The 24,827-nt window shown below is 54.6% G+C and carries 20 protein-coding genes and 1 riboswitch; of the genes, 17 read left to right on the top strand and 3 right to left on the bottom strand.

The annotated features are described in order from the left end of the window. The first annotated feature begins 17 nt into the window (after window positions 1–17). The 7 genes from NLX71_RS08860 to NLX71_RS08830 all read left to right on the top strand — a co-directional run bounded on the left by NLX71_RS08860 (window position 18) and on the right by NLX71_RS08830 (window position 8,492). Window positions 18–1,319, top strand: a complete 1,302-nt coding sequence (locus NLX71_RS08860) for a pyrimidine-nucleoside phosphorylase (RefSeq protein WP_254363251.1) — start codon at window positions 18–20, stop codon at window positions 1,317–1,319. A 43-nt stretch (window positions 1,320–1,362) separates the two neighbouring features. After that, window positions 1,363–2,040 carry a deoxyribose-phosphate aldolase gene (gene deoC, locus NLX71_RS08855; RefSeq protein ID WP_254363250.1) on the top strand — a complete coding sequence of 226 codons (678 nt, stop codon included), beginning with the start codon at window positions 1,363–1,365 and terminating at the stop codon, window positions 2,038–2,040. 181 nt (window positions 2,041–2,221) lie between these two features. Next, entirely contained in the window at window positions 2,222–3,301 is a 1,080-nt protein-coding gene (locus tag NLX71_RS08850) for a lactonase family protein (protein WP_254363249.1), read from the top strand. A gap of 495 nt (window positions 3,302–3,796) precedes the next feature. After that, window positions 3,797–4,492 carry a response regulator transcription factor gene (locus NLX71_RS08845; protein WP_254363248.1) on the top strand — a complete coding sequence of 232 codons (696 nt, stop codon included), beginning with the start codon at window positions 3,797–3,799 and terminating at the stop codon, window positions 4,490–4,492. After that, window positions 4,482–5,597: a sensor histidine kinase gene (locus tag NLX71_RS08840; protein ID WP_254363247.1), complete on the top strand. Its 1,116-nt coding sequence runs from the start codon at window positions 4,482–4,484 to the stop codon at window positions 5,595–5,597. Before NLX71_RS08845 ends, NLX71_RS08840 begins: the two co-directional genes overlap by 11 nt. 185 nt (window positions 5,598–5,782) lie before the next feature. Further along, window positions 5,783–6,346, top strand: coding sequence for an RNA polymerase sigma factor (locus NLX71_RS08835; RefSeq protein WP_254363246.1), 564 nt, complete (start codon window positions 5,783–5,785; stop codon window positions 6,344–6,346). Window positions 6,347–6,596: 250 nt separating this feature from the next. Then, complete coding sequence (locus NLX71_RS08830) at window positions 6,597–8,492, top strand: PrkA family serine protein kinase (RefSeq protein WP_254363245.1); 1,896 nt, start codon at window positions 6,597–6,599, stop codon at window positions 8,490–8,492. Between the two features lie 169 nt (window positions 8,493–8,661). Here the strand turns inward: NLX71_RS08830 and NLX71_RS08825 are convergent, their stop codons facing one another. Together NLX71_RS08825 and NLX71_RS08820 are read right to left on the bottom strand one after the other, a co-directional pair. Next, window positions 8,662–10,206, bottom strand: a complete 1,545-nt coding sequence (locus tag NLX71_RS08825; RefSeq protein ID WP_254363244.1) for an ATP-binding protein — start codon at window positions 10,204–10,206, stop codon at window positions 8,662–8,664. 98 nt (window positions 10,207–10,304) lie between these two features. Continuing rightward, window positions 10,305–10,499, bottom strand: coding sequence for a hypothetical protein (locus NLX71_RS08820; RefSeq protein WP_254363243.1), 195 nt, complete (start codon window positions 10,497–10,499; stop codon window positions 10,305–10,307). 211 nt (window positions 10,500–10,710) lie between these two features. On the opposite strand from NLX71_RS08820, the gene NLX71_RS08815 reads away from it, so the two are divergent. The 3 genes from NLX71_RS08815 to NLX71_RS08805 all read left to right on the top strand — a co-directional run bounded on the left by NLX71_RS08815 (window position 10,711) and on the right by NLX71_RS08805 (window position 15,824). After that, window positions 10,711–12,612, top strand: coding sequence for a DUF2334 domain-containing protein (locus NLX71_RS08815; RefSeq protein ID WP_254363242.1), 1,902 nt, complete (start codon window positions 10,711–10,713; stop codon window positions 12,610–12,612). Window positions 12,613–12,914: 302 nt separating this feature from the next. Beyond that, window positions 12,915–15,029: a sensor histidine kinase gene (locus tag NLX71_RS08810; protein ID WP_254363241.1), complete on the top strand. Its 2,115-nt coding sequence runs from the start codon at window positions 12,915–12,917 to the stop codon at window positions 15,027–15,029. Between the two features lie 69 nt (window positions 15,030–15,098). Further along, window positions 15,099–15,824, top strand: a complete 726-nt coding sequence (locus tag NLX71_RS08805) for a response regulator transcription factor (RefSeq protein ID WP_254363240.1) — start codon at window positions 15,099–15,101, stop codon at window positions 15,822–15,824. A gap of 121 nt (window positions 15,825–15,945) precedes the next feature. Here NLX71_RS08805 and NLX71_RS08800 read toward each other — a convergent pair whose 3' ends face one another. Beyond that, entirely contained in the window at window positions 15,946–17,535 is a 1,590-nt protein-coding gene (locus NLX71_RS08800) for a stalk domain-containing protein (protein ID WP_254363239.1), read from the bottom strand. 149 nt (window positions 17,536–17,684) lie between these two features. Continuing rightward, a riboswitch (cyclic di-GMP riboswitch) is annotated at window positions 17,685–17,776 on the top strand. A gap of 111 nt (window positions 17,777–17,887) precedes the next feature. Between NLX71_RS08800 and NLX71_RS08795 the strand changes: the two genes are divergently transcribed. The 7 genes from NLX71_RS08795 (at window position 17,888) to ptsP (ending at window position 24,766) form a co-directional block, all read left to right on the top strand. Beyond that, the gene (locus NLX71_RS08795; protein WP_254363238.1) at window positions 17,888–19,210 is read left to right on the top strand and encodes a globin-coupled sensor protein; all 1,323 of its coding nucleotides are present in this window, start codon (window positions 17,888–17,890) and stop codon (window positions 19,208–19,210) included. A gap of 76 nt (window positions 19,211–19,286) precedes the next feature. Then, a complete protein-coding gene (locus NLX71_RS08790; RefSeq protein WP_254363237.1) occupies window positions 19,287–19,562 on the top strand; it encodes a hypothetical protein in 276 nt (91 codons plus the stop codon). 216 nt (window positions 19,563–19,778) lie between these two features. Beyond that, window positions 19,779–20,651: a BglG family transcription antiterminator gene (locus NLX71_RS08785; protein WP_254363236.1), complete on the top strand. Its 873-nt coding sequence runs from the start codon at window positions 19,779–19,781 to the stop codon at window positions 20,649–20,651. A gap of 14 nt (window positions 20,652–20,665) precedes the next feature. Next, window positions 20,666–21,166, top strand: a complete 501-nt coding sequence (locus NLX71_RS08780) for a PTS sugar transporter subunit IIA (RefSeq protein ID WP_254363235.1) — start codon at window positions 20,666–20,668, stop codon at window positions 21,164–21,166. Window positions 21,167–21,196: 30 nt separating this feature from the next. Further along, window positions 21,197–22,675 (top strand): PTS transporter subunit EIIC, encoded by a 1,479-nt coding sequence (locus NLX71_RS08775; RefSeq protein ID WP_254363317.1) that lies wholly within the window; start codon window positions 21,197–21,199, stop codon window positions 22,673–22,675. A gap of 70 nt (window positions 22,676–22,745) precedes the next feature. Next, the gene (locus NLX71_RS08770) at window positions 22,746–23,027 is read left to right on the top strand and encodes an HPr family phosphocarrier protein (protein WP_254363234.1); all 282 of its coding nucleotides are present in this window, start codon (window positions 22,746–22,748) and stop codon (window positions 23,025–23,027) included. 2 nt (window positions 23,028–23,029) lie between these two features. After that, a complete protein-coding gene (gene ptsP / locus NLX71_RS08765) occupies window positions 23,030–24,766 on the top strand; it encodes a phosphoenolpyruvate--protein phosphotransferase (protein ID WP_254363233.1) in 1,737 nt (578 codons plus the stop codon). Window positions 24,767–24,827 lie beyond the last annotated feature (61 nt).

Raw genomic sequence — 24,827 nt, 5'->3', positions numbered from 1 at the left:
ACGGGGAGACGAGAAACATGAGAATGGTTGATTTGATTGCCCGCAAGCGTGACGATCACGAGCTTAGCAAGACGGAAATTGATTTCATCGTGCAAGGCTATACGAACGGAACGATCCCGGATTACCAGATGTCCTCGTTTCTGATGGCGGCCTTCTTCCGCGGCATGACCCCGATGGAGACGGCGAATATGACGATGGCTATGGTGGCGTCGGGAGATACGATCGATCTGTCCGCTATCGAAGGCATTAAAGTGGACAAGCACAGCACCGGAGGCGTCGGCGATACGACGACGATCGTTCTTGCGCCGCTCGTCGCTGCGGTAGGCGTTCCCGTAGCAAAGCTGTCCGGGCGCGGACTCGGCCATACCGGCGGCACGGTGGACAAGTTCGAAGCGATTCCGGGATTCCAGGCCGAAATCAGCAGCGAGCAGTTTATCAAGCAAGTGAACGAAGTGAAAGTTGCGGTGACTGGGCCGACCGGAAACCTGACCCCGGCGGACAAAAAGATTTATGCGCTTCGCGATGTGACCGGGACGGTCAATTCGATTCCGCTGATGGCCAGCTCGATCATGAGTAAAAAGATCGCCTCCGGTTCCGATGCCATCGTACTGGATGTCAAAGTGGGCGCCGGTGCGTTTATGAAAGACTTGGACAGCGCCAAGGCGCTGGCGAAGGCGATGGTGGACATCGGCAACAACGTGGGACGTAATACGATGGCGGTCATTTCCGATATGAATCAGCCGCTCGGCTTTGCGATCGGCAATGCGCTCGAAGTGAAGGAAGCGATCGATACGCTGCGCGGGGAAGGTCCCGAAGATTTGCACGAACTATGCTTGACGCTTGGCAGTCATATGGTATATTTGGCAAAGCAGGCTGCTAGTGTGAGCGAAGCGCGGAGCAAGCTGGAGGAAGCGATTTCCAGCGGCCGGGCATTGGAGACGTTTAAAGCATTCATTGCCGCGCAGGGAGGAGACGCGTCGATCGTAGACGACCCGTCCAAGCTGCCGACTTCCGCATACCGTATCGAGGTGAAAGCGAAGGAAGCGGGCTATGTCTCGGAGATCGTTGCCGACAGCATCGGCACCGCGGCGATGATCTTGGGCGCGGGACGCGCAACGAAGGAATCCGAGATCGATCTGAGCGTCGGCTTGATGCTGCACAAAAAAATCGGCGACGAAGTGAAGCCCGGGGATACGCTTGTTACTATTCACAGCAATCGCGAAACGGTGGATGACGTGATTGAGAGCATCTACGAATCGTACACCATCGCCTCCGGCAAAGTGGAGCGTCCGGTTCTGGTGCACGCGGAAATTCATTAATCTTGGTTTCGAGGGTTGAAAAACGAACGGAGGAGTAAAGCAGATGACAATAAACGAAATCGCCCGATTAATCGACCATACCTTACTAAAAGCCGATGCCAGCCGTGAGGCGGTGATCCGGTTGGCGGAGGAAGCGAAGCAATACCGTTTCGCCTCGGTATGCGTCAACCCGGCACAGGTGAAGACGGCTTATGAAGTGCTGAAGGACACGCCCGACGTGAAGGTATGCACGGTCATCGGCTTTCCGCTGGGGGCGACGACACCGGAAGTGAAGGCGTTCGAAGTCCGGGAAGCGATCGCTGCCGGAGCGACGGAAGTCGATATGGTGATTAATATCGGAGCGCTCAAGGATAAGCAGGACGATCTGGTGGAGCAGGACATCCGGGCCGTCGTCGAAGCGGCCAAAGGCAAGGCGCTGACGAAGGTCATCATCGAAACCTGCCTCTTGACCGACGAAGAGAAGGAGCGGGCCTGCCGTTTGGCGGTGAAGGCCGGCGCGGATTTCGTGAAAACGTCGACGGGCTTTTCCACCGGCGGAGCTACGATAGAGGATATCGCGCTGATGCGCAAAACGGTAGGCCCGGACATCGGAGTGAAGGCGTCCGGCGGCGTGCGCAGCCTGGAGGATGTCAAGGCGATGGTTCAAGCGGGGGCTACCCGGATCGGCTCCAGCTCCGGCGTATCGATCGTCAAGGGCGAGCAGTCGAGCAGCGCATACTAACCTGAGGCGTGTCGGAAAGCGCCCTGCTATGCGACATTTATTTAGACTTGATGGACCTTCCATTATGGGAGGTCCTCTTTACCTTGCGCCTAGCGAATACGCGGGAAGCGAGCCGGTTGCCTGAGGGCGGCGGATTTGCGATAATGCCTATAGGACATGAATGAGATAGAGAGGTGTTTGGATGGAGAGCAAGAAGAAGATCTTCGCTTTTTTGGGATCGTATGCGGATGCGGCCGATCCGGGCTTGTACGCCTGCAAATTCGATCCCGATACCGGAAGACTCGAACTGACGGATCAAACGGACGGGCTGCAAAATCCGACGTTTCTGGATGTGAATGTGGAGGGCTTGAAGCTATATGCCATCACGGAAGCAGCCGATTCCGAAGGCAAGCGCTGCGGGGCCGCCGCAGCATACGGGTTCGATCCCGAGACCGGCAAGCTGTCGCTGCTCGGCAAGGAGCTGACGGTGCCGGCGACCACGTGTCACATTATTTTGGACCGTACGCGCGGATACATCATGGCGGCAAGCTACCACGGCGGCATGGTCGGGCTGTCTCCGCTGCTGGAGGACGGACGCATAGGCAAGACCGCGGACATCCGCCGGCACGAAGGCTCCAGCGTCCTGCCCGTGCAAAATCAGGCGCGCGCGCATTCCGTATTCGTCGACCGTGCCAACCGCTACGCGGTCGTCTCCGACTTGGGGCTGGATCGCCTCTTTATCTATAAATTGGACGTCGCAGCCGGAAAGCTGCTTCCTCATGACGAGGTTCGGGTGGCGCCCGGGTCGGGACCGCGGCATTTTGCATTTCATCCGTCGCTCCCTTACGGCTACGTCATCAACGAGCTGGGTTCGACGATCACGGCATTCTCCTACGATCCGGAGGAGGGCAAGCTCGGCGAAATACAGACCGTCCCGACGCTGCCCGCTTCTTATGAAGCGGACAATGCTTGCGCCGATATTCACGTCTCACCGGACGGCAAATTTCTGTACGGCTCCAATCGCGGACATGACAGCATAGCGGTGTACGCCATCGATTCCTCGACCGGCAAACTCACGCTTGTCGAGCATGCTTCGACGCTTGGCGGACATCCGCGGAACTTCGCTCTTTCGCCGGACGGACGCTTTGTGCTCGTAGCCAACCGGGATTCGAATCAAATCGTGACGTTCGCGCGGGACGCGGTTACCGGGAAGATTCTGCCTACGGGGGACAGACTGGATGTATCCAAGCCCGTATGCATCAAGTTCGCGGCCATCGGTTAGTTCACGGCGGAGGTTCCTTGTTCACCAAGGACCCCGTCGTTTTTTATTTTGAACCTCGCAATTCCACATCCCCGACAACCGGATGAATGTATTCGTAGCTCGCCGCCCTGCTGAATCTCCAATCGAAATTTCGCCGCTTATATGACACGCCTTCCGAATAGTTCGCGATTGTTTGAGCTGACTAAGGAATCAAGACTTGCCGGGTATTGTTAGATTTTAGCAAGGAAATGTAACCTTTTCGTAAGCTTTGCTTAGCTTTCGGTTAACGAACAGGCGGTAAAGTAAGGAAGTGCACTTTACTATGAAATCCGTGAGCCAAGCCGGGACGATTGGTCGGTTGCAGCCAGAGAGAGGAGGAGAAACGATATGTCCGCCGCATGAGGAAGGAAGACATCCGTATGGCCATACGGCGCCAAGAAATGCCAAGTCGTTGATTTCCTTCCCGGAACGTGGTAATCTGCCGTTAAACTAACCGGTTAAGGAAGGTAGATTTGAATGAATAAACGCATCCTCATCGTCGACGACGATCATAAAATCGCGAATTTGCTTGAAATTTATTTGAAAAATGAAGGCTACGAGGTTATTAAGGAGCATAATGGAATCGACGCCATAAGACGGATTGAGGAAGAGACCGTCCATCTGGTCATACTGGACGTGATGATGCCCGAATTGGACGGGATGGAGGTTTGCCGCAAAATCCGCGAGGACAAGACGACGCCGATCCTGATGCTCAGCGCCAAGGACGAGGATATGGACAAAATTTTAGGCCTGATGACGGGGGCCGACGATTATATGGGCAAGCCCTTTAACCCGCTTGAGTTGATGGCGCGGGTCAAGTCGCTGCTGCGGCGGTCGTATTTCAGCGCGCAGACGGCTCAGCCGGATGCGGAAGGGACTATCAAGATCAAATCGATGCAAATCGATAAACGCAACCATGCCGTCTCGATCGACGACCGCTCGATCAAACTGACGCCGATCGAGTTTGGCATTTTATTTTTGCTTGCCAGCCATCCGGGCCGGGTTTTCGGATCGGAGGAAATTTTCGAGCTGATCTGGAAAGAAAAATATTTCGAGGCGAACAACTCCGTCACGGTGCATATCAGCCGGCTGCGCGAGAAGCTGGAAAAGGAAATGGCGGGAGAAAAGCTGATTCACACGGTGTGGGGGGTAGGATACAAAATTGAGAACTGACTGGAGAGTCGCGGTACCGCTCTTCTGGAGCGCATTAACGACCATGGTCGTGCTGTTAGTAATGGAGATAATCGCCAAGTCGATTTACTTTTCCAAGCTGTCTCAGCTGTCTTTAGATTTGCTATTCAGATGGATTAATTCTTCTATCGGTTCTCCGGAAATTTACTTTCTTGCGGGGCTGCCTTTGTTTATGCTGTCGGCCTTATATTTTTTCAAGCGAGAAAAAGATGCCCGCAACCACAGATACCTGATCCATATTATCGAGGACGTGCAGCGGATCGCCGCCGGCGACTTCGCTCATAAAGTGCCTGTGCAGTCCATCGGCGAACTGGGCCAACTGGCCTGGAACATCAACCAGGTCGTCGAGCGGCTCAAAACGTCGATTGACGAAGAACGGCGGGCCGAGTCCACCAAGAACGAATTGATTACGAACGTATCCCACGATCTGCGGACTCCGCTCACCTCGATTACCGGATATCTTGGTCTGATCGAGCAGGACCGTTACCGGGACGAAGTGGAGCTGCGTTATTATGTCAACATGGCATACGAGGAATCGCAGAGGCTGCATCAATTGATACAGGATTTGTTCGAATATACCCGCTTAAGCAATATTACGGGGGCGACGATCCAGAAAGCTCCGATCAATCTGGTCGAGATGATGCGCCAGCTTTTCGCGCAGTTCCAGCTGCAGCTTCAGGAGGCTGGGATCGAGCAGCATATGACCTTTTTTGAGTCGCAGCTGCTGGTTATGGCCGACGGCAACAAGCTTCGAAGGGTATTCGAGAATTTGATCTCCAATGCGATCAAGTACGGAAGTGAAGGGAAATATCTTGAGGTAATAGGCTTCAAGGAAGGAGGCGAAGCCGTGATCCAAATTATCAATTACGGCGAGTCGATTCCGCAAACGGATCTGCCTCTTATTTTCGAGCGGTTTTACCGCGTGGAGAAATCCCGCGCAACGCATACCGGGGGTTCCGGCATCGGCTTGGCCATCGCCAAAAGTATCGTCGAGCTGCACGGAGGAACCATTTTCGCATCGAGCGACGAGGAGCGGACCGTCTTTACGGTGCGCCTGAATATCCGGGGAGAGAAGGCTAATTTTTAAAAAAATGGAAATGTGCATGAAACGTGTCGAACCTAAAGGGGGCGGCGCGTTTTTTCTTCGTTTTTATATAGGAAATCTTAAGAATTTCGTTAACTTTTCGTAGTTCATCTTTAAGCAATGGAGTTCATAATAAAGAAAAAAAGCGCTCCGGAAGCGCTCGTTTGTTGGGGGAGGCTTGGATAGAAATGCCGCAAAAATTAGAACAAACCAGCAATTGTCGTAACTTGGAAAATCACTCGTCCTCCAAGGATGAGGCTCTTTTTAGATCATGGATGGAACAGTACCGCCGCGAGGTATGGAGCTATGCCTACGGATTAACACATAAACACGATGTGGCCGACGATATTACCCAGGATGTATTTTTGAAAGCTTACCGCCGAATCGCTTCGTTTCGGGGCGACGGCTCCGTCCGGGCGTGGTTGCTCACGATCACTCGCAATACCGTGTTGGATTATCAGAGAAGCCCCTATTTTCGCAAAGTTACGGTTATGGACAGGATCGAGACGGAGAAGGCCCATACGTCCGCGGAGGAGGAGTATTTGAAGCGTGAGGATAGCCGCGAAATGTTCGGGAAAATTTTGGAGATGCCGTTGCCGTTTCGGGATGTGCTGCTGCTTAAGGCAAAATACGAAATGAAGCCCGGCGAAATCGCCTCCTTTTTAAAGCTCCCGCTGACGACGATCAAAACAAGACTGCATCGGGCGCGCAAAGAAGCCGTCCGGCGTCTCCAAGTCGAGGGGCGCCCGTAACGGCTCCCCGGCTCGCCGGAAATTCCGGCGTACCCTGTACGTACCTCCCGCCGCACTTAGAAAATCCCTCCGTTTCGCCTTTCTTTTCGCTTATCCGTCCAGACAAGCCCACGTGCTTCTTTTCCGATTTTGTCAGAAATTTTCGGTCAACTTCCCTTTGCTTTCTGCATAGGTATTATTACACTTCAAATCCGTAGAAGAAGCCGGAAGCTGGTTTTGCTTAGCGCAAAACCCTCAGGAGGTCAAGATCATGAATCTATTCAAGAAAATCGCCGACTTTCGCACGGAAACCGAAAGGCTGGCCTGGACCGGAACCTTTGCCGAGTACATCGAGCTGCTCCGCCAGCATCCGCATTTGGCTATGACGGCGCATGCACGGGTGTACGAAATGATTGCCTCCCACGGCATTCTGGAGGAAAACGGGCGTCGAAAGTATAACTTTTTCGAAAAAGAGATCTTCGGGCTCGATTCGGCGATTGAGAAGCTGGTGGAAGAATATTTCCATTCGGCGGCGCGTCGGTTGGATGTCCGCAAGCGGATCTTGCTTTTGATGGGGCCCGTCAGCGGGGGGAAGTCGACCATCGTCACGATACTCAAGCGTGGGCTTGAGCAGTTTTCGCGCACGGATCAAGGCGCTGTATATGCGATCAAAGGCTGCCCGATGCACGAGGAGCCTTTGCACTTAATTCCGCATGAGCTGAGAAGCGAGGTCGAGCAGGAGTTCGGCGTGAGAATTGAGGGCAATCTGTGCCCCTCCTGCCAAATCCGGCTGCGGGATGAATATGAGGGACGCATCGAAAACGTGCTGGTGGAGCGCGTGCTGCTGTCCGAAGACAACCGCGTAGGCATCGGGACGTTCAGTCCGTCCGATCCGAAATCGCAGGATATCGCTGATCTGACGGGGAGCATCGACTTCTCCACGATTACCGAGTACGGCTCGGAATCCGATCCGCGGGCTTACCGTTTCGACGGAGAGCTGAATAAGGCCAACCGGGGCTTGATGGAGTTTCAGGAGATGCTGAAATGCGACGAGAAGTTTCTGTGGAACCTGCTGTCCCTCACGCAGGAAGGCAACTTCAAAGCCGGACGGTTCGCTTTGATTTCGGCAGACGAGCTCATTATTGCCCACACGAACGAATCCGAATATAAATCGTTTATTGCCAATAAAAAGAACGAAGCGCTCCAATCGCGGATGATCGTGATGCCGATTCCTTACAATTTGAAGGTATCGGACGAAGAGAAAATTTACGACAAGCTGATTAAGCAAAGCGACATGAAGCATGTGCATATCGCGCCTCACTCGCTAAGGGCCGCGGCGATTTTCTCGATTTTGTCCCGCTTGAAGGAATCCAAGAAGCAGGGGATGGATCTCGTTAAAAAAATGCGCATGTACGACGGTGAAGAGGTCGAAGGGTACAAGGAAGCGGATTTGAAGGAGATGCAGAGCGAATATTTGGAGGAAGGCATGAGCGGAATCGATCCCCGCTATGTCATCAACCGGATTTCCAGCGCGCTGATCCGGCAAGGCTTGGAATTTATTAATGCGCTGGATGTGTTGCGGGCGCTCAAGGACGGTCTGGACCAGCACCCGTCTATTACGAAGGAGGAGCGGGAGCGGTACTTGAACTTCATCTCCATCGCACGCAAGGAGTATGACGAGCTGGCCAAGAAAGAGGTGCAAAAAGCGTTCGTCTACTCGTTCGACGAGTCGGCGAAGACATTGTTCAACAACTACCTGGACAACATCGAGGCGTACTGCAACTGGACCAAAATCAAGGACCCGCTGACCGGCGAAGAGATGGACCCGGACGAAAGGCTGATGCGTTCCATCGAAGAGCAGATCGGCATTTCGGAAAATGCGAAGAAAGCGTTCCGCGAGGAGATACTGATCCGGATGTCGTCGTATTCGCGCAAAGGGAAGCGGTTTGACTACAGCAGCCACGAGCGGCTGCGCGAAGCGATCGAGAAGAAGCTGTTCGCCGATCTGAAGGACATCGTCAAAATTACGACATCCACCAAAACACCCGACGAAAACCAGTTAAAGCGGATCAACGAGGTCATCAAGCGTCTTGTCGAGGAGCACGGCTACACGACCGCTTCTGCCAATGAACTGCTGCGTTACGTTGGCAGCTTGTTGAACCGGTAAATTGACGAATATGGCGCAAAAGTGAATATTGCGCTCTCTTCGCCTATTCGGGCAAGATCCCCTTCGGAAGAAAGTCTCGCGACGATCAGCCGGAGGGGAATTTTTATGACTCCGGGTGTAGTTTTTCATTCCGAAGATCGGCTAAGCCGTCGGGCTTCCGTCACGCTTGCTAAGACCGGATCTTTCGGACGCCCTGCATATAAATGTCTACGGTCGTGCCTTTTCCTTGCTCGCTGCGTATCTTCATGCTGCCCCCGTGATTTTCGATAATTTTAAAGGTGACCATCAGGCCGAGTCCGGTGCCCTTCTCCTTCGTCGTATAGAACGGTTCCCCCAGTCGGGGAATTCGGTCTTCCGGAATGCCGCAGCCTTGATCGGTAAACCGCATCAGCAGCTTTCCGCCCTCCATTTTGCGGAATTCGGCGCGGATTTGTCCGCCTTCCGGCATGGCATCGATGGAGTTGTTCAGAATGTTGATAAATACCTGCTTGATTTGATTCTCGTCACAATTGATTTCGGGAAGATCGTCGTCCGCTTCCGTGACGATGTCGACATTATGGATCATCGCTTGAGAGCCGAGCAGCATTATCGTATTTTCCAGAATGATGAAGGCGTTCTTCGGCTGGTACTTGACGACTTGCGGCTTCGCGATGACCAGAAACTCGCTTACGATAAAATTGATCCGTTCCAGCTCGTCGATCATAATTTCGAAGTAATTGTCGTAGCCGTTTACCTTGCCTTGAAGCAGTTGGACGAAGCCTTTAAGCGAGGTTAGCGGATTGCGGATTTCATGAGCGACCCCGGCGGCTAACTGGCCGACGATCGACAGCTTCTCGGAGCGGAGAATCATTTCCTCGGCCCGCTTGCGTTCGCTGATGTCTTGACCGATCATATAAACTCCGGCAATTTGTTTGTTGACGAAGATTGGAAAGTTATATACGCTGAGCTCGACCGGGTTGCCGTCCTTGCGCACAAACGTAATCTCATAATGAGGGGTCATGCCGTTGAGCGTTTCCTCGAAATGATCGAGCCACCGCGTATAATCTTCCGGCAGAATAAGCGGATTGATCGTGCGGTGAAGCAAATCCGCTTCCGCGTAGCCGGTGACGCCGAACATGGCGGGGTTCACGCTCGTAATGAGGCCCGACAGGTTCAGCGAGCAGATCGGATCGGGATTATGCTCGAACAGCGATTTATAGCGCAGCTCGCTTTCTTCAAGCAGCAGTTCAGTCTTTTTCTTATCATACAGCGCTTTGATCATCGCGTAGGACCGGGCGAACCGATGATCGTCTTCCTGGGCCAGCACGTTCTCGAAGATGCGGTCGGCTTCGTCGTCGACGATGCCTTTGTCGAGGTCCTTCATCTTGCCCAGCAGATTCATGACGTTGGCAATATGCTCGCCGTGAATCCAAGCGGCGGAAGCGGTTTTATAATGGGGCGTAGAACCGTGCTGCAATGTGACGATTCCTTTGCGAGGCTCGTACTCCGTGACGTGGTTCATATTGACCACATTCATCTGATCGATCAGGCGAAAGCCTTCCTCGTACAGCCACTCTTCGAAAGCTTCCAGCGACGCTGCCCAGTAATATTTATCGGAAACCGTATGAATGATATATTCTTTATCCCGTATGCATTCGATTTTAACGACTTCATCGGAAGGGATGATGATGATGTCAGAACTTTTTTTATCACGAATGACTGGGATTTTTTGCATATTTTGATATCACCTGCCTGTCGCATTCGATTCATTATATCATGCTTGCCCCCATCGTAACAGATTAAAAATACGCCTGAGGGCAACCTGAACGGGATTCAGGGGCGGGCAGGCGGGCAGGCTTCTTCCGGCAGAAAGGGGACTTGCCTCGCGAACTCGGTTTCAAGCGTAGTCATGCGGTGTTCCATTGCCGACAATTTCCGCTCAAGGGCGGCAAAGCTTAGGGAAATTCCGGCATATCGCTTATGCAGGTCCGTCAGCTCTTTCGTTATCGCTTTCAATTGGTTTTCCATGCGTCGAAAGCACCCCTCTCTCGTTTTTTTCGTTCTTCATATGATTCGGGCGGCGCAGAGCCGTTTAGGTCCGTCGGCAGGGGGGAGGACCATAGGGAGAATAAGCCGTGCTTTCATCCTGTTTGCCGCAAAAAAACATACTCGCCCGGCGCGAAATCTGTTACAATCGGGTATAGATTTACACAGCCCAGAAGGGAGCCCGGGATACCCGATGACCTATTTGCGCCATTCAAAATGGCTACGTTTTGTTATTTCTTTAATCGTGCTTATGCTCCTGCTGTCGGCGTCTCGGATTATTACCGTAGAAGGCGAGGCTCGTACGCCCAAATTCGTCTTGATGCGGCTGGAGGACATCGGTCCCGGCGGACAATATGCTTCGCTTGAGGAGCTTGGCAAGCTGAGAACCGTGCTGGAATATTTGCGCGACCAGAAGGTGGCGTATCATATCGCGGTGATTCCCCGCTGGATCAATCTGCCCCCGGATGGATCGCGGTACGACGTATCTCTTGACCAGGAGGACAATCCATACGCGGCAGCTTTCCGCAAGGTGCTCCAGCAGGCTTCGGACAGCGGCGCGGTCATGGGCATGCACGGCTATACGCACCAAGTCGGCAACGTGCGCCGTGATGACGGACACCACGAATCGGGGATCGGCAACGAGTTCCAAGTGGAGGATGTAGAAGAAACGATGAAGGCATCGTATGCGGAACCGCGTGTAAAAGCCGGGCTTGCCATATTCGAGCGTGCGGGCCTGAAGCCTCAGTTCTGGGAGGGGCCGCATTACCATACCACCGCAGAACAGGATCAGGTGTTCCGCTCTTACTTCGGCCTGAACTATCAGGCGGAGGTACAGTCTCACCGCAATGCCGAAGGCGTCTTTTATTGGAATCAGCGCAATACCGGCTACGGCAGTTCGACGCTTGGCGCCGCTTACGTTCCGACACCATACGATTACATACCTTCCAATAACGACGAGAAAATGATTTTAGACCGGATCGGTCAAACGAATAACGTGGTTTCCTTTTTTTATCATCCCTTTCTTGAGTTTAAATACTTGACCCCTGTCCTGAAGCCGGGAGGCGAAAAGGTCATGCGGGACGGCCTTCCGGAATTCCGATACCCCGAGCAGAATAAGAGCGTGCTGCAAAAGCTCGTTGCCGGCATCCGGGCGAAAGGGTACGCCTTCCACTCCATCCACGACTATGTTCCGTTCACGCCTGCTCAGAGCGTCAAGCTGCTGCCGGGGGGAAAGCAGAACGTTTTTCTCGGGGATGTCGACGGCGACGGGCAAGCCGATACGGTACAGTGGAATTCGGCGAATGGGGAGATCAGCGTGATTCCCGGCCGTTACAAGGGGCTGCGCAATGAGGAGCAGCCGGCGCCGGTGCGATGGGGGCAGGCGGAATATGCGAACGGGGCTGCAGCCGTCGTCAGCGGCAAAGATGCGGAAGGACCGGGCGGCTTCTGGACTGCGAATCCGGGCGGGCGCTTGGACCGCTATGTATCGGACGGACGGCAGTTCAAGCTGGCGCAGAGCTGGAAAATTGAAGCCAAAGCTTGGAGCTCCTTATACACGCTCCCGTTATCGAACGGCGAAGTGGTTGTGGCCGGACTAACGAAAGATAAGCTTCAACTATACGGCTGGCGAATCCAGGGGAAGGAGCTGAAGCCGATTAAACCGTATAAGCTCCGAAGCGAAATGAAACAGGAGTTTCAGGTTCGCATGGAGGACGGCCCCGCGCTGTTTGCCTCTAAAGACAGCGCCTCGGGCGGCATTCAGCTTCAGCCGGATTTCGTCGACATGAAGTGGGAGCTGAACCGGGTGGACCTTAATCTCCCGATTGAAGACGGTTTGATCCGGCTCGGGGACTTCAACGGGGACGGCCGGGAAGACGCGCTCCGCTGGGACCCGGAGACGATGAACTGCACCGTCTATTTAAGGGAGGAAGACTGGGAGTGGAAGCAGCTTCCCACCTTCGGGCCTTGGGGAACGCCGGGAAGCGGCGTGAATCTGATGATCCGGGACGTCGACGGCAATGGAAAGGCCGACCTGGTATTGATCGACCGCTCCGGCGGCACCTTGGATTTCGCCCTATCTTACCAAAGCAAGTAAGCAAGCTATGGAAATGTACTAAAGAGCGTAAGCTATCATACTGCATATGTTATTCATTGAGCTGTTACCCGGCCCGGCGGATTACGCCGGGCTGTTTTATATAGGACAGAAAGCGGCAAGAATCTGCCTTGAAACAGGAAGAAAAGACTATAGTATTTTCTCCCTTGTTCAGTTCGGAAAATTCAGGCACAATGGGAAGAGATAGGTTTAAATTTTCAACTGAAAATACCGACGAAATTGGCTGAAAGAATCGCAAGCGGCATCCGCCGGTATCTCGAAGCCGGGGGAGCGTGAGCTAGCACATGCCGCTGGAACGAATATCGAGGCGGATTGCCGCATTTTTAACGATTGTCGTTTTTTTGATCGTAGGGCTGATTGCGGGAGAACGGTTGTTCTTCACCTTCGGCAATTCGCCGAAGGCGGTTCAGGGCGAATTGGATCTGCGGGAATGGAATTGGGACCGGAAAGGGCATCTTCCGCTGAATGGCGAGTGGGAATTTTATTGGAACGAATTCAGGCACCCCGATGACTTGGCGGCAGAACGCTTCGGAGCGCCCGGCTACGCCAGTCTTCCGGGTTCATGGAACGGCACGACGAAGGACGGAAAGATGCTGACGGGCGAAGGGTACGCCACGTACCGTCTCAAGATTTTGTTGTCTGATCATGAGCGGATACTCGCTCTAAGGCTTCCCCCGATCTATACGTCTTATAAGCTCTGGGTGAACGGAAAGGAAATCGCGTCCGCCGGAACCGCAAGCAAGTCCGAGCCGGAATCGAAGCCTCATTTTTCAACCCAGTTGGCCGTCGCTCACACCCATACGAACGAGCTGGTGCTGGTTCTTCAAGTATCGAACTATTCGCACGAGAAGGGCGGCATCCGGCAGCCGATCGAGTTCGGCCTGTTCGAGTCGGTGGCGAGGGCGAAGCAGCTGGCGGTCGGCTTCGATACGCTGCTGATCGGCTGCTTGCTGATCATGGGGCTTTATCATCTCGGCCTGTTCGTCGTACGAACGAAAGAGCTGGCCATGCTTTATTTCGGATTATTTTGCCTTGTATTCTGCCTGCGCATGGCGTTGATCGGGGAAATGGTCATGACTCAGGCGTTTCCCCGCTTCGATTGGACGCTGGCGCTGATTTTGGAATATGTGACGGCGGATGTAAGCATGCCGCTGTTCGTCTTGTTTTTCGCCAGCATGTATCCGAGGGAAAGCTCGCGGAAAATAACGACGTATTTCTGCGCGGTAGCGTTGGCATACGCCGTTGCCATTCCGCTGCTGCCAACCATGCTGATTACGAAATGGCTGATCGTCCTGCAGCTGATTGTGGTGGCGGGTGTCTGTTACATTTTATGCATCATCGTGCTCGCCTTTTTACGCAAAAGGGAAGGCGGAGGGCTGTTGCTGCTCGCCAGCTTGATCTTTGCGGCTACACTCGTCAATGATATGCTGTACGCTCACGAACTGATACAGACGACGGACAAGATGTCCGCCTTTGGCTTGTTGATCTTTATTTTCTCCCAGTCGGTGCTGCTGTCGGTCAGGCTGTCGCGGGGGTATGGGAGCGAGGAGAAGCTTTCGGCCGCTTTGACGCAGTTGAACAGCGGGCTGCACGATAAGATCAAGGAACGGACGGCCGATCTGGAGCAGGCGAATTTGGAGCTGCAGCTGAAAAACGACGAGCTGTCGCGGATGGAGAAGTCCCGAAGCCGGCTGCTCAGCAATATATCGCACGATTTGGGCACGCCGCTGACGACGATCCAGTGCTACTTGGAGGCCGTGCTGGACGGCATCGTGGATACGGAGGAGCAGAAAGAGCGCTATTTGCGGCTTATTCACAGCAAAGTCATCAGCATGGACCGGTTAATCGAGGACCTGTTTCAGCTCTCCCAGCTTGAAGCGAGACAGGTGACCTTCAAAAAGCAGCTCATGCGCACCGACCGCCTGATCGAGCTGCTGTTCAGCCGCTACGAGCTGGATACGCGCAATGCAGGAATTCATTATTCGCTGACGCTCCGGACCGGGGGAGACGATCAAGCGCGTGAATATTCCGCGGTGGATGTCGATCTGGAGCGGCTGCATCAGGTGTTCAGCAATTTGATCTTCAACGCGATCAAGTTCACGCCGGAAGGCGGCTCCATTCATGTAGAAATGGTCGACGACGGAGAACAACTGCTGTGCCAGGTCAGCGATACGGGGGGCGGCATTAACGAACAGGATTTGCCTTACGTGTTCGACCGGTTCTATACCAGCAATCGATCTCGCAATTCGGCTGCGGGCGGCAAAGGGCTCGGGCTTTCCATATCCAGAGAAATCATCGAGTACCATGAGGGGCGCATCTGGGTCGAACGCACCGAACCGGGACGAGGAACCACATTCTGTTTCACGATCCCCGTCGCCATTCTTCCAAAAAAAGCTTGACCGGCGGCAGTCCAATTGTTTATTCTCTTCTTAGGACCAGGGTACTACTTCGATGCGGTGGTGAAACGGATGACGGAGCAAACAGTGTTGGTTGTGGAAGATGATCCTGAGATTCGGGAAGTGATCCGTCTTTACTTGGAAAAAAACAATTACCGTGTCCTGCTCGCAACCAGCGGCGAAGAAGCGCTTCAGATTGCGGAGGCGGAGCGGCCGGATCTGGCGATACTGGACGTGCTTCTGCCGGGACGAAATGGCTTTGAAGTATGCCGGGAGCTTCGGGCGGTTTCTCCCGTGCCGATCTTATTTTTGAGCTGCAAAAAAGACGAAGCGGATAAAATCGCCGGATTGAATCTGGGCGGCGACGATTATATTACGAAGCCTTTCAGCCCGAACGAGCTGATGGCCCGGGTACGCGCCCATTTGCGAAGGCCGCATTTGGCTTCGGCGGAGCAGGCGGGAGGACAGCCCGACAAGCTGGTCGTCGGCCATTTGCGGATCGACCGGTTAAGCCGTGTGGTGAAGGTGAACGGGCAAGAAGTAACGTTGTCCCGCAAAGAATTCGATCTGCTCAGCTTTCTCGCTTCGCGTCCGGAGCAGACCTTCAGCCATGAGCAGCTGTTCCGCGAAATTTGGGGACAGGAAAGCTTCAACGATACGAGAACGATTATCGTACATGTCAGCAACCTTCGCAAGAAAATCGAGCCGGACCCGTCGAATCCGAAATATATTATCAACGTCCATGGCGTAGGCTATAAATTCATCGCGGGCGGCGCGAGCCATGCACTGAAACTATAAACCGGAACCTTGAGCCCTTCAAGGTTCCGGCTTATTTTTTTTGTCCGGGTCGTCCGATTTATTGAAAGCCGCTTAACAGCGGGAGGTGCGTTTGTCAGTTATAACGAACGATTGAGCAGGATTACTTCAGCTCCTTGATGATTTGCAAGTGCTGGTCGTTCGCTCTTTTCAACTCGTTGTTGTAATTTTCTCTTAGGAAGTCGAGTTGATCCCTTAGCGCCTCGATCCGCTGCTGGGCCGCGCCTTTCGTATGGATTTGCGTGCTCAGCGTCTGAACATTCGTCAGCTGCTTGTTCAGCTCGGCCTTGGCCGCCTCCGCTGCCTTGGAATTGTCGCCTGCGAGCGAATTCAGCCTGTTCGTAATATCCGTCTGCTTCGTCTCGGCTTGCTTCAGCGCTTTGTTATATTCCGCCTGGCTGGTGTAGGTTCCGGGGTTATCCTTGCGGATTTGGGTGATTTGGTCATCCAACTGCTTTCTATTCTGATTGTAATTTCCCCGGATCGTATCCACGAGCTTCTGGTGACGGTCGTTCTCAATCTTGACTCGGTTCGGCTGCGCCCAAGAATTCGTATTTGGCAACGTCGTACTCTTGTTGCCCATATCGACTTTGCGGATCAGGACGTCGTTGGAAAATTCGCTGACGGACAGCAAGGCGCCTTTTTGGTTATAATGAGAGATGATTCCGTTCATCATATTGTTCTTAAAATCGCCGACCAGCTTCTCGCCCTTGGTCGTCTTATAGGTTCCTTTGCCTTCGCGCCGGCCGTCGAAGAAATCGCCCTCGTACACATCGCCGTTTTTGTAGACGAGCTTGCCGGCTCCGCTTGGCTTGTCGTTATCGAAAGGTCCGATATATTTGTCGCCGTTGTCGTAGTACAGCGTTCCTTTTTCCCGCTGGCCGACCGAGAAGGTACCGTCGAATAGCGGTGAGCCTGTAGTAGAGAACTGCTTGCCGGAGCCGGTGCGCACCCCGTTTTTCAGATTCCCGTCGAATTCCAGCTGACCGTTCTCGTAGTAGCTCTTGGTGCGACCGTCTCCGGGAAGCCCGTTCGTCATCATGCCTTCGAACAGCAGAATGCCGCCCAGGTTGTACAGCTTGCCTCGTCCTTCGGGATACCCGTTCACCATCTGCCCGGTATACCTGTCCCCGTTCGGATAGGTGTAATCTCCTCTTTCGGGCTTGGTGGCATCCGTATCGCCGCCCGGTTTAGTCCTGGAGTTGCCGCCGGAGGAGCCGCCGCCTGGGGTTCCGCCGGAATTCCCGGGCCCCGTCGAATTCGCCGGACTTATGATATGTACCGACATGCTGTTGCCGTCCCATGTCACTTCCTTGCCGCTCGCTTCGCTGACGAACCGCAGCGGTACGAACGTATTGCCCCCGACCAGCCGGGGCGCAAGCTCAAGCTCGTTCAGCCGTTCGTTGATGTAAGCGTCCTTATCGTCGATGACCAGCTTAACGGAGAGGTCGTCCTTCGTGCCCGTCACGGTTCGCGTAGCCTCGTCCCAGCCGATCGTGAGCCCTATGTTTTCAAAAATCGGCCGAAATTGAACCAGCGTGGTTCCATTTTCCAGAATGGGCTGAACTTTGAATTGAATGGGCTTGCCGTCCAGATACACGCGCACCTGCGGATCGGCTGCGCCTGCGAAGCCCGGCGCCGCAAGCGCCGTCCACAGCAAACAGGCCGGCAGCATGGCGTACCATTTGTTCATACCGAATTTCCCTCCTATACTTCCTATTCTTTTTCATTTTACAATATTGTACAGGATGTGTCGAAAAAAATTCGCAGCCGCTGGAGGTAAAGAAAAATAAATCTTGCTAGAAAACGCTGACAAACTGTAGTAGAATAATCCTGATACCTAAGGAAAAAAGGCATACCTGTCTGAAAAGCAGGGACGCAAAGCCATGGGTCTGCCCTTCCCGAACGGGAAGAACGATCGCCAGGTTGCCCATTGTTGTGACATTCAGCCACTTCAACGCCAACCCTTTGAAGCCGCGCGTGACGCTGCGGTTTTTTTTAGTGCGCTCGGGACCGACGCAGATAAACAGGAGGGGGTCCGTTTTATGAGCAAGTGTCCGTTTCACACCATTGCCCGTTGGTTTGGGAAAAGCGGTGGTGCTGCGCCGGAGGGACATGTTTCGTTAATCCAGCAGGACAAGCTGAACGCAGTTGAGGTCACCTGTCAGGTAAACGATGCGGAGCTGGAAGCTCAGCTCAAGATGATCGCCTTGTCGGAGGAGGATTTGCGGATACTGGCTATTTTTAAGCCGATGATCGAGGAGCGGGTCAACGAGATTGTCGATTCGTTTTACAAAGCCGTGCTGCAAGTGGACAAGCTGGACCGGATTATACAGGACAATACGACTGTCGAACGGCTGACCCGGACGATGAAGAGGCATTTGACCGAGCTGCTTGAAGGTAAAATGGATCGGGCGTTTATCGAAAAGCGAACAAAAATCGCCCTGATTCACGAGCGGATCGGTTTGGAGCCAAAATGGTATTTAAGCGCTTTCCAAAATCTGCAGAACGGATTTATCGACGCTATCGTCAGTCAAGTTCAGCACAAGGACGACGTGATGGCCATGAACCGGGTATTGACCAAGCTGTTCAATTTCGAGCAGCAGCTTGTGCTGGAAGCGTACGAAAAAGAAAATTTGCGCCAGCGGGAGCTGCAGCATGAAAAATACCGCAACGATCTGCGCATGTTAAGCGAGGAGCTCGCTGCGCTGACGCAAGAAAATAACGCGGCGGTCGATACGTTAATCGAGACGAGCAGCGATGTAAAAGAAGCCTTTGCTTCGATGGCGGAACAGTCGAGATCGAGCCAGATGATGGCTGCCACAGGGCAGGAGCAGATTCAGGCGCTGGAAGCGAAAATCGTCGTCATTCACGAGCGCGCCGATCATATGCAGCAGTCCACCGTGCAGTTGAACGAGCTGTCGTCGCAGATCAAAGATATCGTCACGATCGTACAAGACATTGCGGCGCAGACCAATTTGCTTTCTCTGAATGCGGCCATTGAGGCGGCCCGGGCCGGCGAACACGGAAGAGGATTCTCGGTTGTCGCCGGTGAGGTGCGCAAATTGTCCGACGATACGAAGAAGACGCTGACGCGCATTGCGGATATCGTCATCGAATCGGATAAGTCCAACGAGCGGGTCGTCCGATCCATTCACGAGGTGCGTCAAGTCGTGGAAGCGAGCCGTACGGAAGCGCTGGAAGCGCGAAGGGTGTTCAGTGAAATCGTGCATTCGATGCAGATGAACATTGATCGCACGGAAGAGGTCGGCACCGAAATGGACCGGCTGGTACATACGATCGGAGACATAGGCAGTGCGGTAAGCCGGGTGGCATCCACCGCGGAGACGCTGCGGGACAAAGCGTAAATAAAAAAAGGCTGGTGTATAACGAGCGAAGAAGGCGATAATGTGTATAGGCAAAAAGAAAGGGATGAGCTGACGAATGAACGTAACGATTATTGGAAGCCGGATGGCGCACAGCAAAGAGAACGGCTACGTAGGCCATGTCGAGTTTCAATATGAAGGGCATGAAGCGCCGTATGAAATTACGCTGCACAGCAAAAATGCAAAGGATTGGAGCTACAGCCTGATTTTTTCCAAAGAATCGGGATCGGAAGAAGACATTCTTGCGGTGGAAGAAAGGCTGGAAGAAGACGACGATTTCTACGACCTGCTTGTGAACGCGGCACTGCAAAGCTTGCCCCGTCAAGAAGGATAGCCGCTGTCATTTGTTCAATAATTCGCCCTTTTTATTCTAGGCAAATCCTATTGACGAAATGTTTGCAAATGGGTATGATTGGACTGTAATCGAATACAAATTGGCGTGTTACCGACAAAAGGGCATGAGCCAGGAAAAGACTAAGATCAAAGTCTTTTTTTGGCTCTTTTTTGTTTGCCGTCGCTCGGGACGTTAGGAAAGGTGGTGGGCTAGGCTATGCAAGCGAATCGTCTGCTTCGAATCGAGCGGGTCATCAGCAATAATGTGCTTATGGTGTTGGATTCGGATTCCGGGAAGGAGTACGTGCTGCTGGGCAAGGGCATCGGATTTTCCTCCAAAGGAAGCGGGACGATCGAGGCCAAAGACCCCCGTATTGAAAAACGATTTCGACTGGACGATCGCAATCAGATGAGCGAGTATCATACGCTGTTGGAAGGAATCGACCCCGAGGTGATCCGAATCTCCGAGCGGATCATCGACAGTATTAACGGGCAATTTTCCGAGCCGCTGAACAACAAGGTGTACTTTGCGCTGCCAAGCCATATTCAGTTCGCGGTATACCGGCTCAGGAACGAAATGGACATCGTCAATCCGTTCCTGCAGGAAACGCAGCTGTGGTTTCCCAAGGAGTACGAAATTGCGCGAAGCGCGGCGGCGATGATCAGCGAGGCGTTCGACATCGAAGTTCCGGAGGACGAAATCGGATTTTTAACCTTTCACGTTCACTCGGCGGTATCCAGCGTGCCGGTCGGAGAGCTGGTGAAGTTTTCGAACCTGGTCAACGAAGCGGTCGCGCTGGTTGAAAGCGAGCTGGGCGCCCCCATTCCGCGGGACAGCATGGATTATGTGCGGCTCATCACGCATTTGCGGCATGCGATCGAACGGGTGGCCCATGGCAAAGTCGTTCGCAATCCGTTTATGAACGAATTCAAAACCGAATACCCCGAGGAATACCGGTTGGCCTCCAAGCTTGGCTCTTTGATCGGGCAGCGGCTGGAGACGGGCATTCCCGAGGATGAGATCGGTTATATGGTCATGCATTTGTACCGGCTGTTTCAAGCGTTTCCAAGAGAGCGGTCAACATCATAAGGGAGGAAGAACGGATGTTCTCAAAATGGCTAACAAACAAGACGAAGACGAATCGACTGGAAATCGCATCTCCGATCACGGGCAAGGCGGTAGAACTCGAACAAGTTCCGGACGAAGCGTTCGCAGGCAAGCATATGGGCGAAGGGGTGGCCATCGAGCCGACGGAAGGCAAGCTGATCGCTCCGTTCGACGGCACGGTCGCGCATCGGATCGATACGAATCATGCGCTCATTCTGGAGCACGAGTCGGGCGTTCAGCTCTTGGTTCATATCGGGATCAATACGGTGGCGCTGCGCGGCGAAGGGTTTACGTCCCACGTATCGACGGGCGACAAAGTGACGGCCGGTCAAACGCTGATCGAATTCGATATCGAGCGTATCAAGGAAGCGGGCTATCCGCTGATTACCCCGGTCATTATCGCCAACGGCGAAGAAAGCGTATCGGCCGTGGAATACCGGTTGGGGCCGGTCCGCGCGGGAGACGCGGGACTGCTAAGTGCGGTTTTAAAAAAATAACAAGATACTTTTCGAAAGGGTTGAGTGATGATGCTCGCTTTTTTGCAGAAAGTCGGTAAATCCCTGATGCTTCCCGTCGCCGTTCTTCCGGCGGCTGCCATCCTGATGCGGTTCGGGAAAATTGATTACGTCAAAGACTTTCGTTTGGGGGAAAGCGTCGGCGGGTTTCTGAACCAGTACATCGCGCCGTTTCTGGACGCCGGCGGCTCCACCATATTCGATAACCTGCCGCTGATTTTCGCGGTCGGCGTTGCGATCGGTTTCGTCGGAGACGCGGTCGCGTCGTTGGCTGCTGTAATCGCTTACTTGGTGCTGACCAATGTATTGACCAAAATTCCCGCGGCTTTTCCGGCTCTTGTCGATAAAGACGTAAAGCTGAACATGGGGGTGCTCGGCGGCATTCTTGCAGGGGCGCTGGCCTCATACCTTTACAAAAAATACCATAATATCAAACTGCCCGATTGGCTAGGCTTTTTCAGCGGCAAGCGGTTCGTGCCGATCATTACCTCGCTTGCGATGGTGCTTGTCGGGATCGTTTTCGGGATTGCCTGGGGTCCGATTCAGCATGCGCTGGACGAACTCGGCCGCTTCATCGTCGGCTTGGGCGGCTTTGGGGCCGCAGGGTTCCAGATCGGCAACCGGCTGCTCCTGCCATTCGGTCTGCATCACGTGCTGAGCTCGATCGCCTGGTTCCAGATCGGCGACTTTACGGATGCGGCAGGCCAAGTGATTCACGGGGACTTGCACCGCTTCTTCAAAGGCGACAAGTCGGCCGGAATGTTCATGACGGGATTCTTCCCGATGATGATGTTCGCGCTCCCGGCGGCCGCGCTCGCGATGGTGCATACGGCGAAGCCGGAAAAGCGCAAAGTCGTGGGGTCCATGTTGTTCGGAACGGCATTCGCGTCGTTCCTGACCGGAATTACGGAGCCGTTGGAATTTGCCTTTATGTTCCTCGCTCCCGCTTTGTACGTCGTACACGCTTTACTGTCCGGGGCAGCCGGTTATATCACGTATGTGCTTGGCGTGAAGCACGGCTTCGGATTCTCTGCGGGCTTCATCGATTATGTGCTTAACTATCCGCTGGCAACGAAGCCGCTCTTGATTATCCCGATCGGTCTTGCGTTTGCGGTCGTGTACTACTTCATGTTCCGCATCCTGATCGTGAAGCTGAATCTGAAGACGCCCGGCCGGGAGGACGACGAAGTCGTCGAGGCTGCCGCTGCAGAAGCGGCTCCGGCTGCAGAAAAGGTTCCTGCAGGCAAAATGCCGGCCGCTCAAAGGGCGGGCCAAGTGTTGGCTTCCATCGGCGGCGCCGACAACATCGTCGGACTGGACGCCTGCATTACCCGGCTCCGGCTGGTCGTGAAGGACGAAGCGGCGGTTGACGACAAAGCGCTGAAGGGCCTGGGCGCCTCCGGCGTGATGCGGCTCGGTCAAGGCGCGGTGCAGGTTATTTTCGGACCGCAATCCGAGCAGTTGAAGGACGAGATGAAGAAGCTCATGTAGCTTTGCCTGCGGGCAGCCATTCAGATAGATAAAAATAAACTAAACTATACGGAACAAGGAGTGCAGAGCGATGCAAAACGACTATATTGTTCAAAACCTGTTAGGACTTCACGTCCGTCCCGCCAAAAAAATTGTGGAGGCGGCCGGGCGCTACAAGCAATGCGACATCTTCCTGGAAAAAGCGGGTAAACGCGTCAGCGCAAAAAGCTTGGTAAACGTGCTCACCATCGGCGCTAAGCACGGTGACACGGTCACACTCATTACCGAGGGGGAGCAAGAAGAAGCGGCGCAGGAGGAAATCGGCCGCATTTTGGCCGAGTATACCGAAGCGCCGCCCCGGAAGGAGGGGTAACCGTGCGGCTTCAGGGAGTTGCAGCGGCGCCGGGGATTGCGATCGGCGTCGCGAAAGTGATGCGGGAGGAGCAGCGGCCGGAACGCTTTCCGATCCGGGCAGATGAGACGGATGCCGAGCTGGAGCGGTTGGCCGAGGCGATCCGCCGGGCGGACGAGGAGCTGCAGGAGATTGGCCGGGACTTGACGGACCGGGGCCGGGAGCAGGAGGCGGAAATTTTCGACGGCCACCGGCTGTTCCTTCAGGATGAAGAGCTGATGGGCAAGGCTCAGACGATCATCCGCGAGGAGCTTATCCGGGCGGAAGCGGCGCTGGACGAAGCGATGCGCGAGACGGTCTCGCTGCTGGAAAGTCTGGACGACGAGTATTTGCGGGAGAGAGCTGCGGATATCCGCGATGTGACGCGCCGAGTGATCCGCAAGCTGCGCCATGCCGATGAGCCCTTGGACGCACGTTTGACAGATGAGCCGTTTATTCTGATCGCGGATGAGCTGACGCCTTCGCAGACGGCCCAGCTTGACCCGAAAGCGACGGCGGGCTTCGTTACCGCTTCCGGCGGCAAGACGTCGCACTCCGCTATATTGGCCCGCTCGCTCGGCATTCCGGCGATCGTCGGCTTGGGCGAGAGTTTGTTCCAGGTGCAGGACGGCCAGCGGCTCGTCATCGATGGCCGCGAAGGCGTCGTGCTCGTCGCTCCGGCAGAGGAGCAGCTTTCTGCTTACCGCCAAAAAGCAAGCGAGCAGCAGGCGCTGGCCGAGCGGTACCGCGCGTTTGTAGACCGCCCGTCCGTGACGCTGGATGGCGCAAGCGTCGAGCTCGTCGCCAACATCGGCTCGCCGGTCGATGCGGAAGCGGCAATGCGCGGCGGGGCTGAAGGCGTAGGGCTGTACCGCACGGAGTTTCTGTACATGGGCCGCGATTCGCTGCCGACGGAGGACGAGCAGTACGAAGCGTATGCGGCGGCGGCCCGTGCCTTCGGACCGGAGGCGCCGATCGTGATCCGCACGATGGATATCGGCGGGGATAAGGAGCTGCCGCTGCTGGAGCTGCCGAAGGAAGAGAACCCGTTCCTCGGCTACCGGGCGATCCGCATTTGCCTGGACCGGCCGGAGCTGTTCAAGACGCAGCTTCGCGCCATCTTGCGGGCCAGCGCGGAGGCCAATGTCAAGATCATGTTCCCGATGATCGCTTCGCTCCGCGAATGGAGACGGGCCAAGGCTGTTCTGGAGGAGGCCAAGGCGGAGCTGCGGGCCGAAGGCCGGGCGTTCCGGGATGATCTGGAGACGGGCATCATGATCGAAGTGCCGGGAGCGGCGCTGATGGCGGACCGATTCGCCAAAGAGGTCGATTTCTTCAGCATCGGGACGAACGATCTCGTGCAGTATACGATGGCGGCCGACCGGATGAATCCGAAGCTGGCCCAATTGAACGATCCGCTTCAGCCAGCGGTGCTGCGTTTGATCGATCAGGTCATCCGCGCGGCGGCGCGGGAGGGCAAATGGGTCGGCATGTGTGGGGAAATGGCGGGTCAGCCGCATGCGGTGCCGATTCTGCTCGGCATGGGGCTGCACGAGTTCAGCATGAGCGGCGTTCACGTGGCGCGTACGCGGGCGCTCATCGCGAAGCTTGACCGGAGCGGGATGGGCAGGCTGGCGGAAGCAGTGCTTGATCTGGGCGATCCGGACGAGGTCCGAAGCGAGGTCGAATCGCAGCTTCCTTGGCTGCGCGAGTTTTTGTAGCATATAAAGGAAAAAGCACGGTACAGAGGCAGTATGCGCCCCTTGCCGTGCTTTTTTGTTG

Source organism: Paenibacillus sp. MZ04-78.2, from assembly GCF_024213375.1.
Lineage (GTDB): Bacteria > Bacillota > Bacilli > Paenibacillales > NBRC-103111 > Paenibacillus_G.
The sequence above is the reverse complement of the archived record's forward strand: the minus strand, read 5'-3'. Positions and strand labels throughout refer to the sequence as shown.

Coding starts and splice junctions, on each gene's coding strand:
- NLX71_RS08800 (WP_254363239.1), bottom strand. CDS start 17,535: ATGAACAAATGGTACGCCATGCTGCCGGCCTGTTTGCTGTGGACGGCG.
- NLX71_RS08830 (WP_254363245.1), top strand. CDS start 6,597: ATGAATCTATTCAAGAAAATCGCCGACTTTCGCACGGAAACCGAAAGG.
- NLX71_RS08815 (WP_254363242.1), top strand. CDS start 10,711: ATGACCTATTTGCGCCATTCAAAATGGCTACGTTTTGTTATTTCTTTA.
- NLX71_RS08810 (WP_254363241.1), top strand. CDS start 12,915: ATGCCGCTGGAACGAATATCGAGGCGGATTGCCGCATTTTTAACGATT.
- NLX71_RS08770 (WP_254363234.1), top strand. CDS start 22,746: ATGCAAAACGACTATATTGTTCAAAACCTGTTAGGACTTCACGTCCGT.
- NLX71_RS08850 (WP_254363249.1), top strand. CDS start 2,222: ATGGAGAGCAAGAAGAAGATCTTCGCTTTTTTGGGATCGTATGCGGAT.
- NLX71_RS08795 (WP_254363238.1), top strand. CDS start 17,888: ATGAGCAAGTGTCCGTTTCACACCATTGCCCGTTGGTTTGGGAAAAGC.
- NLX71_RS08820 (WP_254363243.1), bottom strand. CDS start 10,499: ATGGAAAACCAATTGAAAGCGATAACGAAAGAGCTGACGGACCTGCAT.
- NLX71_RS08790 (WP_254363237.1), top strand. CDS start 19,287: ATGAACGTAACGATTATTGGAAGCCGGATGGCGCACAGCAAAGAGAAC.
- NLX71_RS08780 (WP_254363235.1), top strand. CDS start 20,666: ATGTTCTCAAAATGGCTAACAAACAAGACGAAGACGAATCGACTGGAA.
- NLX71_RS08860 (WP_254363251.1), top strand. CDS start 18: ATGAGAATGGTTGATTTGATTGCCCGCAAGCGTGACGATCACGAGCTT.
- NLX71_RS08775 (WP_254363317.1), top strand. CDS start 21,197: ATGCTCGCTTTTTTGCAGAAAGTCGGTAAATCCCTGATGCTTCCCGTC.
- NLX71_RS08785 (WP_254363236.1), top strand. CDS start 19,779: ATGCAAGCGAATCGTCTGCTTCGAATCGAGCGGGTCATCAGCAATAAT.
- NLX71_RS08825 (WP_254363244.1), bottom strand. CDS start 10,206: ATGCAAAAAATCCCAGTCATTCGTGATAAAAAAAGTTCTGACATCATC.
- NLX71_RS08835 (WP_254363246.1), top strand. CDS start 5,783: ATGCCGCAAAAATTAGAACAAACCAGCAATTGTCGTAACTTGGAAAAT.
- deoC (WP_254363250.1), top strand. CDS start 1,363: ATGACAATAAACGAAATCGCCCGATTAATCGACCATACCTTACTAAAA.
- NLX71_RS08845 (WP_254363248.1), top strand. CDS start 3,797: ATGAATAAACGCATCCTCATCGTCGACGACGATCATAAAATCGCGAAT.
- NLX71_RS08805 (WP_254363240.1), top strand. CDS start 15,099: ATGACGGAGCAAACAGTGTTGGTTGTGGAAGATGATCCTGAGATTCGG.